The organism is Halobaculum litoreum, assembly GCF_030127125.1.
Lineage (GTDB): Archaea > Halobacteriota > Halobacteria > Halobacteriales > Haloferacaceae > Halobaculum > Halobaculum litoreum.
In genome coordinates, this window is record NZ_CP126156.1 from 1108580 (window position 1) to 1125290 (window position 16711).

Annotated in this window: 15 protein-coding genes and 2 pseudogenes; 3 read left to right on the forward strand and 14 right to left on the reverse strand. The window is 72.5% G+C overall.

Going from position 1 to position 16711, the window contains the following annotated elements; translation table 11 throughout:
• Positions 1–14: 14 nt before the first annotated feature.
• Complete coding sequence (locus P0R35_RS05985) at positions 15–752, reverse strand: diphthine--ammonia ligase (protein ID WP_284014295.1); 738 nt, start codon at positions 750–752, stop codon at positions 15–17.
• Between the two features lie 92 nt (positions 753–844).
• Between P0R35_RS05985 and P0R35_RS05990 the strand changes: the two genes are divergently transcribed.
• The gene (locus P0R35_RS05990; protein WP_284014296.1) at positions 845–1891 is read left to right on the forward strand and encodes a M48 family metallopeptidase; all 1047 of its coding nucleotides are present in this window, start codon (positions 845–847) and stop codon (positions 1889–1891) included.
• A gap of 39 nt (positions 1892–1930) precedes the next feature.
• On the opposite strand, the gene P0R35_RS05995 is transcribed toward P0R35_RS05990, so the two are convergent.
• The 12 genes and pseudogenes from P0R35_RS05995 to folP form a co-directional block, all read right to left on the reverse strand.
• Positions 1931–2890: a phosphoadenosine phosphosulfate reductase family protein gene (locus tag P0R35_RS05995; protein WP_284014297.1), complete on the reverse strand. Its 960-nt coding sequence runs from the start codon at positions 2888–2890 to the stop codon at positions 1931–1933.
• A gap of 120 nt (positions 2891–3010) precedes the next feature.
• Positions 3011–3994, reverse strand: a complete 984-nt coding sequence (locus P0R35_RS06000; RefSeq protein ID WP_284014298.1) for a phosphoadenosine phosphosulfate reductase family protein — start codon at positions 3992–3994, stop codon at positions 3011–3013.
• 127 nt (positions 3995–4121) lie between these two features.
• A complete protein-coding gene (locus P0R35_RS06005; protein WP_284014299.1) occupies positions 4122–4682 on the reverse strand; it encodes a DUF7110 family protein in 561 nt (186 codons plus the stop codon).
• A gap of 177 nt (positions 4683–4859) precedes the next feature.
• A complete protein-coding gene (locus P0R35_RS06010; RefSeq protein WP_284014300.1) occupies positions 4860–5207 on the reverse strand; it encodes a glutaredoxin family protein in 348 nt (115 codons plus the stop codon).
• 106 nt (positions 5208–5313) lie between these two features.
• A complete protein-coding gene (gfcR, locus tag P0R35_RS06015; protein WP_284014301.1) occupies positions 5314–5955 on the reverse strand; it encodes a transcriptional regulator GfcR in 642 nt (213 codons plus the stop codon).
• Entirely contained in the window at positions 5952–7013 is a 1062-nt protein-coding gene (locus tag P0R35_RS06020) for a glucose 1-dehydrogenase (protein ID WP_284014302.1), read from the reverse strand. Before P0R35_RS06020 ends, gfcR begins: the two co-directional genes overlap by 4 nt.
• Before the next feature lie 232 nt (positions 7014–7245).
• Positions 7246–7707, reverse strand: coding sequence for a GNAT family N-acetyltransferase (locus P0R35_RS06025; protein ID WP_284014303.1), 462 nt, complete (start codon positions 7705–7707; stop codon positions 7246–7248).
• A 53-nt stretch (positions 7708–7760) separates the two neighbouring features.
• Positions 7761–8531, reverse strand: coding sequence for an archaeal proteasome endopeptidase complex subunit alpha (psmA, locus tag P0R35_RS06030; RefSeq protein WP_284014304.1), 771 nt, complete (start codon positions 8529–8531; stop codon positions 7761–7763).
• A 6-nt stretch (positions 8532–8537) separates the two neighbouring features.
• Positions 8538–9074: an Rpp14/Pop5 family protein gene (locus P0R35_RS06035; protein WP_284014305.1), complete on the reverse strand. Its 537-nt coding sequence runs from the start codon at positions 9072–9074 to the stop codon at positions 8538–8540.
• A 22-nt stretch (positions 9075–9096) separates the two neighbouring features.
• Positions 9097–9759 (reverse strand): class I SAM-dependent methyltransferase, encoded by a 663-nt coding sequence (locus P0R35_RS06040; RefSeq protein ID WP_284014306.1) that lies wholly within the window; start codon positions 9757–9759, stop codon positions 9097–9099.
• The gene (locus tag P0R35_RS06045; RefSeq protein ID WP_284014571.1) at positions 9740–10387 is read right to left on the reverse strand and encodes an RNase P subunit p30 family protein; all 648 of its coding nucleotides are present in this window, start codon (positions 10385–10387) and stop codon (positions 9740–9742) included. Before P0R35_RS06045 ends, P0R35_RS06040 begins: the two co-directional genes overlap by 20 nt.
• Positions 10388–10500: 113 nt before the next feature.
• Positions 10501–13034, reverse strand: a pseudogene (folP, locus tag P0R35_RS06050) (dihydropteroate synthase).
• A 215-nt stretch (positions 13035–13249) separates the two neighbouring features.
• Here folP and P0R35_RS06055 point away from each other — a divergent pair.
• Complete coding sequence (locus tag P0R35_RS06055) at positions 13250–13417, forward strand: DUF1059 domain-containing protein (RefSeq protein WP_284014307.1); 168 nt, start codon at positions 13250–13252, stop codon at positions 13415–13417.
• Positions 13418–13454: 37 nt separating this feature from the next.
• On the opposite strand, the pseudogene purH reads toward P0R35_RS06055, so the two are convergent.
• Positions 13455–15046: pseudogene (purH, locus tag P0R35_RS06060) on the reverse strand (bifunctional phosphoribosylaminoimidazolecarboxamide formyltransferase/IMP cyclohydrolase).
• A 178-nt stretch (positions 15047–15224) separates the two neighbouring features.
• Between purH and purB the strand changes: the two are divergent.
• On the forward strand, positions 15225–16622 hold the full coding sequence (gene purB, locus P0R35_RS06065; RefSeq protein WP_284014308.1) for an adenylosuccinate lyase: 1398 nt from the start codon (positions 15225–15227) through the stop codon (positions 16620–16622).
• Positions 16623–16711: the final 89 nt, after the last annotated feature.

Below are 16711 nucleotides of genomic sequence, written 5' to 3' on the forward strand. Positions count from 1 at the left end.
TTCCTCCCGGTCGCCTACTCGCCGAGTCGTGCGTCCGTCACGCGGATCCGCCCGCGGGTGCCGGCCCACTCGGTGTCGTACTCCAGCTCGATCGGCCGGGCCATGTGCGGCCCGTCCGTGACGAACGTCTCGAACTCGCCCCCTTCGCCGAGCAGGTGGACGCCGTACTCCTCGTTGAGCGCCTCCAGCTCCGCGAGCGCGTCCCGGTCGAGCGTCCGCCCCAGCCACGACTCGTCGAGCCCGGCCGCCGCCACCTGGAGGATCGTGATCTCGAAGCCGGCGTCCAGCATGGCGTCGGCCAGTTCCCGCGGGTCCTCCTGCCACAGCGGCGCGTACAGTTCGATCCCGAGACGGTCGCACATCGTCTCGATCCGACTCGTCTGGAACTCGGACTCGACGGCGCCCGCGGTGACGCCCGCCAGCGGCGTCTCCGCGGCCAGCGCCGTCAGCGCCCGCTCCATCGGCTCCAACTCGCTGTCGCCCTGGGCGCCCGAGTCGACGGTCTCCGCGGCGGCGAAGTCGTCGGGCTCGACTTCCGTCAGCGGGAGCCCGATGCTCTCGGCGGCGAGCCGTGCGAGGCGCGTCTCCGGGACGTGGTACATGTACGAGTCGCCGGCCGGGTGGACGGTCAGCAGTCGTTCCACCGGGAGGCCGGCCTCCAGCGCCCGGTACACCGCCCACGAGGAGTCTTTGCCGCCGGAGAACAGGCCGACGTACACGCCGTCGGCCGGCGCGTCGGTGTCGTCGCTCATACCGTGGGTACGCGCGGAAGCGACCTTACGGGTGACGGTTCCCCTCGGTCCACCGACAGCCGTTTGACGACCGCGGGTGTACGACCGACCGCATGCGCCAGTCGCCACGCGCCGGGACCGGCCTCCGGTGGGCGATGGTCGTCGCGGGGGCGCTCACCATCGCGTTCTACGCCGTCGCCGCCGTCGTCGTCTGGGAGGGCGTGCGCTTCCTGTGGGCCAACCGCCCGGCGCCGACCACCGTCGCCGCCGTCTTCGTCGGCGCGACCCTCCTGTCGGGGTACCTCACGTACCGGATCGGCACCGGGCGCGCGCTCGCCGGCCTCGACGCGCGCGAACTCCCGCGTGCGGCCGCCCCGGCGGTCCACCGGATCGTCGACGACCTCGCGACCGCGATGGAGTTGGACCGCCCCCGAGTGTTCGTGGCGCGCCTCGGCGAGCCGAACGCGCTCGCCCTCGGGGGTCACACCCCCGCGCTGGTCCTCGACTACAGCCTGTTTCGGGTGCTCACGCCCGCCGAACTCGAGGCGGTGCTGGCCCACGAGTTCGCACACATCGAGGGGCGCGACGGCCTCGTCCAGACGCTTGCCCACAGCTTCGTCCAGACGCTCGTCGGCACGGTCGCGCTCGCGGTGACGCCCGTCGCGTTCCTCGCGGGCGGGTTCGCCCGCGGACTCGCGCTCGTCCGCGGCGCGCCCGACCGCTGGCACCGCACGGTGCCCGGCCGGATCCGCGTCGGCCTCGAACGCGTGCTCACGCTCCTCCTGTTCGGCCTGACCCTCTCGCTGCGGGCGTACTCGCGCCGTCGGGAACACGCCGCCGACGACCGCGCGGTCGCGGTGACCGGACGGCCGCTCGCGCTGGCGAGCGCCCTCCGGAAGATCGACGACGCGATCGACTCCGCGTTCCCGTTCGCGCCCGTGTACCGGTCGGCGAAGCCGGAGCCGAGCACGCTCGTCCGACTCCTGTCTACGCACCCGCCGATGGACGAGCGGATCGAACGACTCCGCCGCACCGCCGAGGAGAGCCGGGGGGACGCCCGCGCGGCCGCACACGACGACGTACCCGAGACACTCACCGGCCCGGGGCGACCCGACCGCGGCGACGACGGCTGGACGCGGATCCCCATCGAGGACCGCTGAGGCCGGGCGGTCGTCGCCGCCCGCGAGCCCGCGGTCGGCTCACATGTAGCCGAGGTCGCGCAGGTGCGACATCAGGTCCTCCTTCTCCTGCGAGCGGCCGGCGCGCTCGCCGCCGTCTCCCAGCGACTGGAGCCACGCCGGCTCGTCGGCGCTGCGGGCCGACCCCGCCGCCGTGCCGAGCGAGCGGTACCCCTCCCAGTACTTCGGGGAGACGGGGAGGTCGGCGGGGGTCAGGTCGGCCGGCAGGTCCGCCGCGGCCGACGGCACCGTCCCCGCGGGGAACGCGGGAACCGTCTCGGGGACGACGACGCCCCACAGCGCGGCCCACACGTCCGCCTCGGAGAAGTCGAGGATCGGGTGGACGCGGACGTGCTCGGGGGTGTGGTCGTCGCCGCGGGGCGAGCGCACGGACTCGTCCGCGCGCGCGTCGCTCTCGTCGCTGCGGACGCCGGTGAGCGCCGCGTCGAACCCCTCGGCACGGAGCAGGTCGTTGAACGCGACCGTCTTCAGCAGGTGGTTGCCCGCCAGCGAGTCGGCGTCGACGACGAGCGTGTCGCCCTCGTGGCCGACGCGCTCGAGTTCGGTCCGGACGCGGTCGGAGAGCTCCTCGACCGGGAGTTCCGTCCCGGGGTCGTGGCCCGCGAGGTCCTCGAAGCGGGCGACGTGTAGCTCGAGGTCCCACTCGTCGGCCCACCGCCGGACGAAGGCGGTCGTCTCCGGGAAGTGGGCGCCGTGGTCGACGAACGTGACGGGCGGCGTCTCGAGGCCGCGATCGGCGGCCGCGGCGCGCACGAGGTGGAGGACGAGCGTGGAGTCTTTCCCCCCGGTCCACGGGACGACGGGGCGCTCGAAGTCGGCCAGCGCGTCCGCGACGATCGATTCGGCCGTCGCGATCTTGTCGGCGAGGTCGGCCGGGAGCTCCGGTCGGCCGGCGCCGGGGACGTCGGCGCGGTCGGCGTCGCCGGCGGTGTCGGTGTCGGTGTCTGAGGCGTCGGTCACGGCGGGAGCGACGCCGTCGCCGGACAAGAGTAGCCGCCGGATACCGCCCGGGAGGGCGGCTCGGCGGGGGCGTTCGTCCGAGCGGGACCGCGCGGCGGGGTGTCGTTCAGCCGGCCGTCGTCACATGTAGCCGAGGTCGCGCAGGCGCTCCATCAGGTCCTCCTTGTCCTGGGCGCGGCCCGCGCGCTCGGTCGTGTTCTCCATGTCCTGCAGCCACGCCGGCTCCTCGGCGGACTTGTCCGTCGAGATCTCCGAGCCGAGCGAGCGGAACCCGGCGAAGTACTTCGGCGAGACGGGGATGTCCTCGATCTCGATCCCCTCCGGCAGGTCGTCGAACCCCTGCGGGACGTAGCCGTCCTCGGGGTAGCCCGCGACGGTCTCCGGGACGACGAAGTACCAGAAGGCGTCCCACACGTCGGCCTCCTTGAACTGGAGGATCGGCTGGATGCGGTCGTGGGGCGGGTAGATGTCGGGGTCGTGGCGCGGCGAGAAGAACGTCTCGTCGGCGCGTGCCTCCTGCTCGTCCCAGCGGATGCCGGAGATGATACCGTCGATGTCCTCGCTCTCGAGGGTGTCGTTGAGCGCGACCGTCTTCAGCAGGTGGTTGCCGACGTACGTGTCCAGCAGGAACGGGAACGTCTCCTCCTCGTACTCGAGGATGTTCCGGATGTGGTGCTGGTTGTGCTCGGACAGGGCGTCGACCGGGATGTCGTCGCCGGGTTCGAGGTCGTTCGCCTCGACGTAGTCGCCGACGTCCGTGTTGCGCGCCCACTTGACCTCGAGGTCCCACTCGTCGGCCCAGTGCCGGACGAAGTCCATCAGCTCGTCGAAGTGCTGGTAGTGGTCGATGAAGACGGTCGTCGGCAGCTCCAGGTCGTCGTTGGCCTCGACGACCTCCTTCACGAAGTACAGCGTGAGCGTCGAGTCCTTCCCGCCGGTCCACATCACCGCGGGGTTCTCGTACTCGCGCAGGCCGGTCTCGACGACCTCCAGCGCCTTCTCGAGCTTGTGCTCGATGCTCGGGTAGTTCTCGGGGGTCTCGCCTTCCCCGTCGGTGTAGTCGACGTCCAGATAGTCCGGGAACTCCGCCTGTGACTCTGCCATGCCTAGTAATTAGATATAATTAGTCCGTAAAAGGTCTTGTGACCGTGCCGACGGGGACGGAACCCGCCGTCGACGGACGGCTGTCGTCATCCGGCCGGACGTCGCTCGCCGCGGGTGACGGGCCCGATCAGCTGATGAACTTGTTGTCGCGCCACTCGACGCCGCCCTTCTCGCCGTTCCGGTTGGGGGTCTCGACGACCTCGACGCTCGCGGGTCGCTCCTCGCCCTCGACGATGCGGTGGGCGACCAGTTCCCCGTCGATCTCCGTGATCGCGGTGAGCGTCCCCTTCTCCGACTGCAGGGCGATCTCCCGGAGCACGAGGAACATCGGGTACTGCAGCGCCGTGTTCTGTAGCACCGTCTCGCGGTCGCCCTTGAAGCAGGCGAACTCCACGAGTTCCGAGGGGATCTCCTCTTCCTCCTCCTGCATCCAGCCGCCGCCGGTGCGGGGCGGCTCCTCCTCGTAGACTCGCGTCTCGGAGACGCTCGCCTTGAGCTGTGCGGTCGGTGTGTACTTCCCGATCGACTCGTCGTTGGAGACGGCCTTCAGGATCAGCGTGTTGTTCCGGCGGGTGATGTCCACGTCCTCGACACCCTCGGGGAGCGGCGGATCGTCCGCGAAGTAGTCCTGAAGGTCTTCGAGTGGCAGTTCCAGCGTCGAGTGAAGTCGGTATACGCGGCCTGACATGTGTGGTGGGTGGGGTGGGAGCGGTGGGCGCGTCGAGGGGCCGCGGCGTCCCGCGGCTACCCGTCAGTTCCGTCCCTACTCGCCGGTACCTACGGGCCGGACCGGTAAAACACCTGTCCCCGACCGCGATTCATAAACCGAGGCGACGCGACCCGGCGCCGTCCGTCGGATCGGTCGTTACGCCTCCGCGCCGAGCGTCTCCGCGAGTTCGCCGCGCTCGTCGAGTTCGGCGAGGACGTCGCTGCCGCCGACGAACTCGCCGTCGACGAACGTCTGGGGGATGGTCTCCCAGCCGCTCTCCGCCTCCAGCGCCGCGCGGTACTCGGGCAGCGCCGGCAGCACGTCGACGGTCTCGAAGTCGTCGACGTGCTGGGAGATGAGTCCGAGCGCGCGCTTCGAGTAGCCGCACTGGGGCATCAGGCGGTTCCCCTTCATGAACAGCACCACGTCGTGCTCCGCGAGGACCTCCTCGACGCGCTCGGCGGCCTCCTCGGCCGTGAGTTCGCTCTCGGGTTGGAACGCCATGTCCCTCCGTATGCGACACCCCGGGAAAGGCGTTGCGTCGGTGGCACGCCCGGACCGCCCGGTCGACGACGCAGGCCTCGACGCCGGCCGCGAGCACACCGAGCGGTCAGTCCCGGCCGACGCCGACGACGTTGATCAACGAGTACACCGGGACGCCGGCGACCTCGTCGAGCCCCTGCTTGTCGACGATGACGACGCAGGCGGCGGGCTTCCCGCCTTCGGCTTTGACCGCCTCGACGGTCTCCGTGAGCGTCGTGCCCGAGGTGACCGTGTCGTCGACGACGTAGCACTCGCGCCCGCGGATCGTCGCGAAGTTGCGCGAGAAGCCGCCGCCGACGTCGTCGATGTCGCCCTCGTTCCACTGGTGTTTCGCCGGCGCGTACGCCGCGAGATCCGTGTCGAGTTCGCGCGCGATGGTCGTCGCCAGCGGCGTGCCGGCCTTCTCGATGCCGACCGTGAGGTCGACCTCCTCGCCCTCCTTCGCGAGCAGGTCGGCCATGGCGGCGCCGATGTGGGTCATCCGCGTGGAGTCGCGGCCGACGGTCGACCAGTCGACGTGGATGTCCTGCGGCCCCGACGGCCCCGCGTCGGGAGCCGCGCCGGCGTCCGCGGGCTGTGCGCCCGAGCGTTCGACGAGCCACGAGGCCGTCTCGCGGGAGACGTTCAGTTCGTCGGCGATCTCGCCCTTCGAGAGCCCGCGCTCGGCCAACTCCGCCGCGTCGTCGATGAGGTCGTCGACGTTCTTCATCGTGACCCGAATTCCACCGCCGTCTTGATAGTGGTATCGTCGTCGTCGAACGCCAGCTCGAACTCGTCGAGCCCGTACACGCCCGTCACCAACGCGTCGGTGAACCACTCCGGCAACGCCGCGACCGACTCGACCGCCCGCTCGAAGTGGTGGACGTTGGAGTTCACCGACCCGACCAGCGCCTTGTTGTGGAGCACGAGTTCCCGGTGGAGCGCGCCGCCGTTCACCTCGAACTCCCAGTCGCCCGGGACGCCGAGCAGGGCGGCGACGCCGTTGGGCGCCAGCGCCTCGACCGTCTCGAAGGCGTGTTTCGCGTAGCCGGTCGCCTCGTACACGAAGTCCATCGCCTCGAACGCCCCGGGCACCTCGTCGACGGGCGTCTCCCGCGAGTCGACGTAGGTGACCCCGAGGTCGTCGAGGATGTCCAGCGTCGGGTCCGGCCTGTCGCGCCGGCCGAGGCAGTAGAGCCGGTCGAAGGAGTCGTCGAGCATCGCGAGGGTGAGCAGCCCGAGGCTGCCGTTGCCGAGGACGAACGCCGTCTCCGGGTTCCACTCGAACGCCGACCGGCTCGCCCGCGCGTGCTCGACCGCCTTCTCGGTGATCGACGCCGGCTCGACGAGGAACCCCAGATCGGCGAGCTCGGGGGGACAGCGGACGAGGTGCTCGCCCGGGCTCGTGAAGTACTCGGCCATGAAGCCGTGGGCGCCGTCGATGCCCCGCTCGTGGTAGTACCCCTCCGGAGCCATGTCCGGTTCGCCCCGCCCGAAGTACTCGTTGGAGCCGTTCGGCCGGCGGCGCACCGTCGGCACCACCACGTCGCCCTCCGCGAGGCCGGTCCCGTTGGGGTCGACGACGACGCCGACTGCCTCGTGCCCGAGGACGATGTGGTCCTCGCCGTCGGGGTAGCCGCCGTGGTTCCCCGAGATGACCTCGTAGTCGGTGCCGTCGACACCGACCCTGAGCGTCCGCACGAGCGCCTCGCCGGCGGCCGGTTCGGGCCGCGGCTTCTCGATCAGGGAGGGTGTCTCCTCCCCGCGACGGACAGCGATAGCTTGCATGCCCCGGGCTACCACGCGAGGCGGCAAAAGGCTTATTCTATCGTGAGTAAATTATTTCACCAGCGGCGGACCCGCCGGGGCACACGCCAGTCCCATGCACGTGCCCCGCACGTCATCACAGCTACCACGTCACCGGGTCCGCCGCGTTCCGTGCTCCCGTGTCGTCGGCCCGTCGTCGCGACCCCGACCGACCGCGGCCGCGGACGCGCCGTTCACCGCCGCGAGCGGTCGCTCACTCCACCCGTCTGTACATCCCCTTCGAGACGGGCGCGGTCTCTTCGTAGCCCGCCCGTTCGTAGAACCCGTCGACGTCGGCGAGGAGGTTCACGTACGCGCCGGCGGGAGCGTCGGCGTCGATCCACGCGTCGACGGCGTCCAACAGCCGCGTCCCCAGTCCGCGCCGCTGGTGGGCCGGCTCGACTGCCATGTCGCAGACGTGGTACACCGCCCCGCCGTCGCCGACGACCCGCGCCATCCCGACGACCGCGCCGTCCGGGTCGCGCGACTCGACCGGCGCGCGGTCGTCGGCCGGCGCGCCGGTGTCGACGACGCGGCAGGCGTACAGGCTGTTCGGGAGGCCGCGTTCCACCCCCGCGCGGGGTCGCTCGGCCATGTCGGCGGCGGCGCGGAGTCGTCGGAACTCGTCGACGGTCGGCGGTCCGTCCCGGACCTCGTACCGGTCGCTGTCGCTCACGTCGGCGGGTCGCCGGGTGTCGCGAAAACGGTGGCGGATCGGCGGGTGCCGGACTACTCGTCGGCGGGCTCGTCGCCGTCCTCGCCGTCGGCCTCGGCGAGCAGGTCGAACTCGTCGAGGTACCCCTCGATGGAGGCGGCGTCGTGGTCGACGTACCGCTCGTCGTCGACCTCGACGGTGGCGAGGCCGACGCCGTGGGGTTCGAGCCCCTCGTCGTCGCCCGACTCCGAGAGGGCCGACAGCGCCAGCTCGATCCCGGCCTCGATCGTCAGCTCCTCGTGGTACCCCTCCTCGAGGTGTTCGCGCACGTCGCCGCGGTTCGCGCCGATGGACAGCGCCTTCCACTCGTACGGCGTCCCCGAGGGGTCCGTCTCGAACAGGCGCGGCTCGCCGTCCTCGATGCCGCCGACGATGAGCGCGACGCCGAACGGCCGCGCGCCGCCGACCTGCGTGTACTGCTGGATGTGGTCCGTGACGGTCTTCGTCAGCGTCTCGATACCCATCTCCTCGCCGTAGCGGAGGCGGTTCACCTGCGCCTGCCGGCGCGCGAAGTCGATGAGCTGGCGCGCGTCCGCGACGTGGCCGGCGCTGGCGATGCCGACGTGGTCGTCGATCTTGTGGAGCTTCTCGACGGACTCCGGCTCCATCAGCGTCGAACGCGAGCGCTTGTCGGCCGCGAGCACGACGCCCTCGGCCGTGCGGACGCCGACGCTCGCCGTCCCTCGTTTGACCGCCTCGCGCGCGTACTCGACCTGATAGAGGCGGCCGTCCGGGGAGAAGATCGTGATCCCACGGTCGTACGCCTGCTGTTGTTGGCCCTGCATGGTGTGTCAGTTGTCGTCCGAAGCCGCGTCGTTCGCCGGGTCGGACCGCCCCGGAACGGAGGTCTCCGCGTCCGTCGCGCCCACGCGGCCCGTCGACGTCGCGGCGTCGACCGCGCCGTCCGCTCGGCGGCGGCCGGTCCCGCGCTCGTCGTCGGGGCCGAGCACGACGGTGCTCTCGTCTCCGAATCCGCCCGCGCCGCCTAAATAGCTTTCCTCACCGGCCCTGATCGTCCCCGAGACGGCGCGGACGCGGACCCCGACCCGGCGGCCGTCGACCTCGTCGACGCACGCCAGCGCGGCCCGCGCGCGGTCGACCTCGCCGCGCCGGACGCGCACCACCGCCGCGCCCGCGCCGTCGGCGAACCGGAACCGGACGACGGTGAGGTCCGCGTCGGCGCTCCCCGGGTCGCCAAGCAGGTTCTGGGCCGCGTACCACACCTCCCGCTGGAACGGGCCGCGCGCGAACGTCGCCCCCGCCCACGACTCCAGCCCGACGACGAGGTAGCGCCACCGCGGCCGCAGGTGCTTCGGGAGGTGTCTCACGCGCCCGCCCCGACCGCAGCGCTCACGTCTCTCGCCCGGCCGCGACGACGCGCTCGGCGGTGATCACGCCGACCTGGTCGTGGACCCGGTCGACGTTCGTCACGGCGTAGCCGGCGCTCGTGAACATCTCGACGAGGCTGCCGACCGTCGCGGGGTCGTCGACCTCGGGGCTGTAGAACGGGTCCGACGGGTCGGGCTCCTCGAAGAACATCACGTCGCCGAGGACGATCCGCCGGGGACCGACCGAGTCGCTCCGGTTGGGGGTCGTGCCGCCGTCGAGGGCGGCCCACGTCTCGATCGCCTCGCGCTTCTCGTCGTCCGCGAGGTGGTGCAGCGCGAAGTTCGAGGTGACGATCTGCGCCTCGCCGTCGTACTCGGGGGCGCGGAACTCGCCGTAGCCGAACTCGACGTTCTCGACCCCCGCGTCGGCGGCCTTGCGCTCGGCCTGCTCCAGCATCCCCTCGCTCACGTCGCGCCCGACGACGCGGCCGGCGTCCGCGGCGAGCGCGAGCGCGATGGCGCCCGTCCCGGTGCCCAGATCGAGCACCGTGTCCGTGCGGTGGGGGGCGGCGCGGCGGATCACGAGGGCGGCACACGCCTCGTACTCCTCGCTGTTCTGCTCGGTGTCGTACTCCGCGGCGATCTCGGAGAAGCGCGCCGCGTGGTCAGCGATCGTCTTCTTCACACTCCCCGAGTCGGACCCCCGGGGAAATGAACTCGGCGGACAGTCGCTCGCGGTTGCGCGCCGCGAGCCGGCCCCACTCGGCCAGCCCCGCCCGCACCCAGTCGGCGTCGAACCCGATCTCCGTCCCGAGCGCGACCAGTTCGCTCGGCGCCCGGACGTCGAGGTGCGACGCCGGCCGCGCGCTCACGACGTACGGCGCGTCGTAGTGCCCGACGATCTCGCGCAGTTTCCGCAGCCCCTTCAGCGCCCGCACGCGGCTCCCGCCCGACTCGCGGAGCACCGGCCCGAGGTCGAACTCCACGCGCGTGCCGTGCGCGGCGGCCGCCTTGGCGAGCACGTGGTTGAACCCGCCGTCGCCGGACAGCGGCGCCGCCAGCACGTCGACGCGGTCCTGTTCGACCGCGAAGCGGTTCAGCGCGTCCGTCCCCCCGCGCACGAGCACGAGCGGGTAGTCCGGCCGGAAGTTCCCCACCGCGCCGCTGGCCGAGGGCGGCTCGTCGGCGACGACCTCGACCGCCGGCACGACGTCCACCCCGTACCGGTCGCGGAGGGCGGCGGCGTCGAACGCGGCGGTCCGGCTCCGGACCACGAGGCCGCCGTAGCCGTAGCGCCGGGCCGTCTGGGCCAGCCGCGCGACGGTCGCGTCGCCGTCCGGGGACGCGAACGCCGCCTCGTACGGCGGGTCGGGGCGCTCCGAGCCGTCGTCCGGGCCGTCGCCGCCCGCCGCGTCGCCGCCGTCGGTCACGCGTCGTCACCCGCCGCGTCCGTCCCCGTCGCGTCGAACCCCTCGGGGTCGGCCGCCGCCGCGGCGACCCGCACGGCCGCGACGTTCTCGGCGGCGTCGTGGACGCGGACGAGGTCCGCGCCGTTGGCCGCCGCCAGCGCCGTCGCCGCCACGGTGCCGTTCGGCGCGTCGCCCGCGGACTCGCCCGTCAACTCGAACATCGACTTGTGCGAGTGGCCGACCAGCACCGGGCAGCCGAGCGCGTCGAACTCCCCGAGGCGGCCGAGGATCTCGAAGTTCTCGCGCGGCGTCTTCCCGAAGCCGAGGCCGGGGTCGACGATGACGTGGTCCCGGGGGATCCCCGCCTTCTCGGCGAGCAGGAGGCGCTCCCCGAGTTCGGCGATCACGTCCTCGACGACGTCGTCGTACGCCACCTCCTTGTCGGGGACCACGGGGGCGTCGATGCTGTGCATCACGATCACCGGCACGCCGCGCTCGGCGGCGAGGAACCGCATCTCCGGGTCCGCCAGCCCGGTCACGTCGTTGAGGACGTCCGCGCCGGCGTCGAGCGCCGCCCGCGCGACCGGCGCCTTCCGCGTGTCGACGGAGATCAGCGCGTCGGCGTCGGCGACCGCCTCGATGACGGGTACGATCCGGTCGATCTCCTCGTCGACCGGCACCTCGTCGGCGCCCGGCCGGGTCGACTCCCCGCCCACGTCGATGACGTCGACGCCGGCGTCGACGAGCGCCTCCGCCTGCGCGAGCGCGTCCGCCTCGTCGAAGAACTCCCCGCCGTCGTGGAACGAGTCCGGCGTGACGTTGAGGATCCCCATCACCGCGGTGCCGTCCGTCCACGGGTAGGCGTCGTCGGCCGACGGGCCGGCGGGGGCGGCGCCCCCAGCGGGAGAGTCGGCCGGGTCGTCGAGCCCGACGCCGCGCCGGGCGTCGCTCGCCACGCCCGCGAGGCCGTGCTCCGCGTCGGCGAGCGCGTCGGTCAGCGCCGCGAACTCGGCGCGACTGCCCGACAGCACGGCCTCCGCGAGTTCGCCCCCGCCCACGCCGCTGACGCCGCAGGCGACGCCGGCGCGGGCGGCCTCGCGGCGGAGGCGACGCGCCTGCGTCTCGGAGACGCGCGTCTTCACCGTCTCGTGGACCGCCTCCTCGGCGGTCGCCGCGACCGCGTCGGCGGGGACGTCCGCGGCCGCCAGCGTCTCCCGGGCGGCGCCGGCCGTCGGGGCTCCTTCGGGACGACCTGTCGCGTCCACGCCGTCCGCGCCTCCGCGACGCAGAACAGCGAGCCGGTGAGCAGGACGCAGTCGTCGTCGCCGGCGGCGGCCCGGGCCTCGGCGACGGCGTCGGCGACGGCGCCGACGGCGGCGACCCGCGCGTCGCTCGCCCGCTCGAACACGCGGGCGAGCACCTCGGGGTCCTCCGCGCGGTCGATCGCCGGCGCACAGGTGCGGACCGTCGTCGCCGCCGGGAGCGCGGCGGCCATCTCGGCGTGGTCCTTGTCGTGCATCGCCCCGAACACGAGGTGGAGGTCGTCGTAGTCGAGTTCGGCGAGGGTGTCCGCCACCGTCCCGCAGGCGGCGGGGTTGTGCGCCCCGTCGAGGACGACCAGCGGCCCCGTGCCCATCACCTCGAAGCGGCCCGGCCAGTGGGCGTTGCGGAGGCCGCGCGCGATCGTCGCCCCCTCGGTGACACCCAGCCGCCGCACGAGCGCGGCCGCCACGCCGGCGTTCGTCGACTGGTACGCCCCGAGCAGCGGGATCCGCGTCTCGACGGCCCAGCCGTCGCCCACGAGCGCGACGAGCGACTCCTGCGGGCTGACCGCCCCCTCGTACGTCGCCGACAGGTCGGCGTCGGCCGGGGCGGGCCCGCCGGTCGGCCCCGCGACCGTCACCACCTCGCTCCCGCGGTCGGCGGCCACCTCCCGGACGGTCGCCAGCGCGGCGCCGTCGGTCGCCGTGACGAGCGGGCCGCCGGCCGGGGCGACCTTCGCCTTCGTGCGGGCGATCTCCTCGACGGTGTCGCCCAGCACGGCGGTGTGCTCCAGCGAGACGTTCGTGACGCAGGCGGCGACGGGGTCGACGACGGACGTGGCGTCGAACTCCCCGCCCATCCCGACCTCCAACACGGCGACGTCGACGCCGGCGCGGTCGAACCGCCACAGCGCCAGCGCCGTGACGACCTCGAAGAACGTGAGCGGCTCGCCGTCGGCGGCGCGCTCGACGAGCCACGGCTTGGCCGCCTCGACGAACGCCGTCACCTCGGCCTTCGGCACCGGCCGCCCGTCGACGCGGACCCGCTCGCGGACGTCCTCGAAGTGCGGCGACGTGTACAGGCCGACCCGGCGGCCGTCCTCGCGGAGGACCGACTCGACCATGCGGGCGACGCTCCCCTTCCCGTTCGTCCCCGCGATCTGGACGAAGTCGACGCCGTCGTGTGGGTCGCCGAGGTGGGCCAGCAGGTCGCGCACCGACTCGGTGCCCGGCTTGACCTGGAAGCGCCGGAGGTCGAAGAGGAAGTTCGCCGCCTCGGAGTAGCGCATACTCCGACGGACTTCGGGCGCGCGCTTATGGCTAACGGGAGCAGTCGGCCCCGATCCGGACGCCCCCGGCGACGCCCGCCGTCGCACGCTCACCCGCCCGCGGCAGGCGGTCGGTGTCGTTCGCCCCCGGCCGGCGCGTACGGCCGGCTTACCCGGAGCCGAACGGGCGCATAACAACGCCGTTCGGGCGCGTCAGAGCCGCCGGTGAGACACCGATGGTGAACCAGATCGTCTGTGCGGACGCCGGGATGGACTGTGACTTCGTCGTGCGGTCGGACTCGGACGACGAGCTCGTGCGGATGGCGCGGATGCACGGCGAACACCGACACAACGTCGACATGGACGAGGCCGACGTCCGGGAGCTGATCAAGCCCGCCGGCTGACACCCCCGGGCCGCGACGGACGCCGCGACCGCGCCGTTCAGTCGTGGCGAAACGCGCGGCCGCCGGTGAACACCATCGCCATGTCGTGCTCGTCGGCGGCCGCGATCACCTTCTCGTCGTTCACGGAGCCGCCGGGCTGGATCACCGCCTCGATCCCCGCCTCGGCGGCCTCCTCGATCCCGTCCGGGAACGGGAAGAACGCGTCCGAGGCCATCACGGCGCCCTCGGCGGACTTCCCCTCGGCGTCCTTCTCGGCTTTCATCGCCGCCAGCGTCACGGCGTCGACGCGGCTCACCTGCCCCATGCCGACGCCGACCGTCTCGGTGCCGGTCGCGAACAGGATGCCGTTCGACTTCACGTGTTTCAGCACGCGCCACGCGAACAGCATCGTCTCCAGTTCCTCGTCCGTGGGGGCGCGCTCGGTGACGACCTCGAGGTCGTCGCGCTCGGGCGCCTGCAGGTCGCGCTCCTGGACGAGCCGCCCGCCGACGACGGGCTTCTCGGTGAGCGTCTCCGACCGCTCGCCGAACGTCGCCTCGTCGCCCACGTCGAGCACGCGGAGGTTGTCCTTCCCGAACAGCACGTCGAGCGCGTCGTCGGTGTAGCCGGGCGCGACGACGACCTCCTTGAACGAGTCGACGATCAGTTCGGCGGTCTCGGCGTCGCACGCGCGGTTCAAGGCGACGATGCCGCCGAAGGCGGACTTCGCGTCCGTCGACAGCGCGTCGGCGTACGCCTCGGCGAGCGTGTCCGCGGTCGCACAGCCCGCCGGGTTCGTGTGTTTGATCACCGCCGCGGCGGGCTCGTCGAACTCCTTCACGAGGTTGAGCGCGCCGTCGGCGTCGTTGTAGTTGTTGTACGAGAGCTTCTTGGCGCCCTCGTTCAGCTGGTCGGCGGCGACGACGTTCGCCTCCTCGCAGGTGGTGTCGGCGTACAGCGCCGCGTCCTGGTGGGGGTTCTCCCCGTAGCGCAGTTCGCGCACCCGGTCCTCGCTGGTCGTCCGGCGTGCGGGGAACTCGCCGCCGTCGTCGCCGTCGACGCGGACCTCGTGGGCGTCGCGGTCGACCGTGACGCGCCCCTCGGCGAACCACTTCACCGCCCGCGGGTACGCGGCGAACTCCGCCTCGTACAGCACGCGCTCCTTCAGGTCGGCGGCGTCGTCGCCCTCGTACACGGGCACCGTCTCCTGGGTGACGATCGGCCCGCCGTCGACCTCCTCGGTGGCGACGTGGACCGTGCAGCCGGTCTGGCGGACGCCGGCGTCGAGGACGCGCTCGTGGACGTTCCGCCCGGCGAACGACGGCAGGAGGGAGGGGGTGGACGTTCAGCGTCGTCGGCGCTGCGTCGAGGAACGTGTCCGTCAGCACGCGCATGTAGCCGTCGAGACAGACGATGTCGAACTCGTAGTCGGCGAGCGCGTCGAGGACGCGCTCCTCGTGGGCCTCGCGCGCCTCGCCGTCGTCGCGCTCGACGACTTCGGTGGCCACGTCGCGTTTCGCCATCGCGTCGAGCACCGGCGCCTCGCCGTCGTTGGTGAGGACGACCGACAGCTCGGCCCCGCCGGGGGGCTCGGTCGGCGATGTTCCGGAGGTTGCGCCCGCGGTTGCTCGCCATGCCCGCGATCTTCATACGCGACGACTCCCGCGCCGCCGGTAAGGGCGTTGCGGTCCGGGACGCCGAGATATACACGAACTCGTATCGGATCGGGGGCAACTGCTCGGTGTTCGGGGTATCGTATGCACGCTCGTGGTGGTCGGGCGCTCCGGCGACCGAAACCGCTTTGCACCGCGCGACTGGAGCGCGGACCATGGACATCCCTCGGGAGAACCCCCTCGCCGCCGTCTCGCCGCTCGACGGTCGCTACGCCGGCCGCACCGCGCCGCTCGTCCCGTACGCGAGCGAGGCCGGCCTGATCCGCGCCCGCGTCGAGGTCGAGGTCGCGTACCTGCTCGCGCTCGCCGACGAACCCGGCGTCGACCTGACGCTGTCGGACACCGAGCGTGCCGACCTCCACGCCGTCGTCGACGACTTCTCGGCGGACGACGCCCGTCTCGTCAAGCGCCTGGAGACGGAGGGTGCCGAAGGGTACTCGGCGACCAACCACGACGTGAAGGCCGTCGAGTACTTCCTGCGCACCGAGACGGGCGACCGCCTCCACCCGTGGATCCACTTCGGGCTGACGAGCGAGGACGTGAACAACCTCGCCCAGCGCCTGCTCGTGAAGCCCGCCGTCGAGGCCGTGCTCGTCCCCGAACTGCGCGACCTCCGCGACACGCTCGTCGAGGAGGCGCGTGCCCACCGCGACGTGCCGATGCTGGCGCGGACCCACGGGCAGCCGGCGACGCCGACGACGTGGGGGAAGGAACTGGCCGTCTACGCGAGCCGCCTCGCGACGACGCTCGGCCGCGTGGAGTCGGCGGCCGCCGGCCTCTCCGGGAAGCTCGCGGGCGCCTCGGGCACGTACGCCGCCCACCGCGCGGCCTACCCCGGCGTCGACTGGCGGGCGTTCTCCCGGGAGTTCGTCGGGTCGCTCGGGCTGGAACACACCGCGCTCGCGACGCAGGTGAACCCCTGCGACGACCTGGCGGCGCTGTTCGACGCCCTCCGCGGCGTCAACAACGTCCTCCTCGACTTCGACCGGGACGTGTGGCTGTACGTCTCCGACCGCTACCTCGGGCAGGAGGCGGCCGACGGGGAGACCGGCTCCTCGACGATGCCGCACAAGGTGAACCCGATCGACTTCGAGAACAGCGAGGGGAACCTCTCGAAGGCGAACGCGGACCTCACGTTCCTCGCGGACTACGTCACCACCTCGCGGCTCCAGCGCGACCTCTCGGACTCGACGGTCAAGCGCAACGTCGGGGCGGCGCTGGCCCACTGCCTCATCGGCTACTCGAAGACGGCCGCCGGGCTGTCGAAGGTCGTCCCGAACGAGCAGGTGATGCGGGCGGAACTGGAGGAGACCCCGGAGATCGTCGGCGAGGCGGTCCAGACCATCCTCCGCCGCGAGGGCGACACCGCCGCCTACGAGCGCGTGAAGGAACTGACGCGGGGCAAGCGCGTCACGCTCGCCGACTTCCGGGCCCTGTTCGACGACCTCGACGTCGACGAGGCCGTCCGCGAGGAACTCCACGCGCTGACGCCCGCCGGCTACGTCGGCTACGGCGGCGCCCTCGTCGACGAGCTGGACGGCCTCGACGACTGACCGGGCACGGACGCGACGCCACCCCGTGCGTCACCCGCGTGCGGGGGGCGTCCGACGGAGCGGGACGGTGGCGGCGTGGCTCCGGTGCG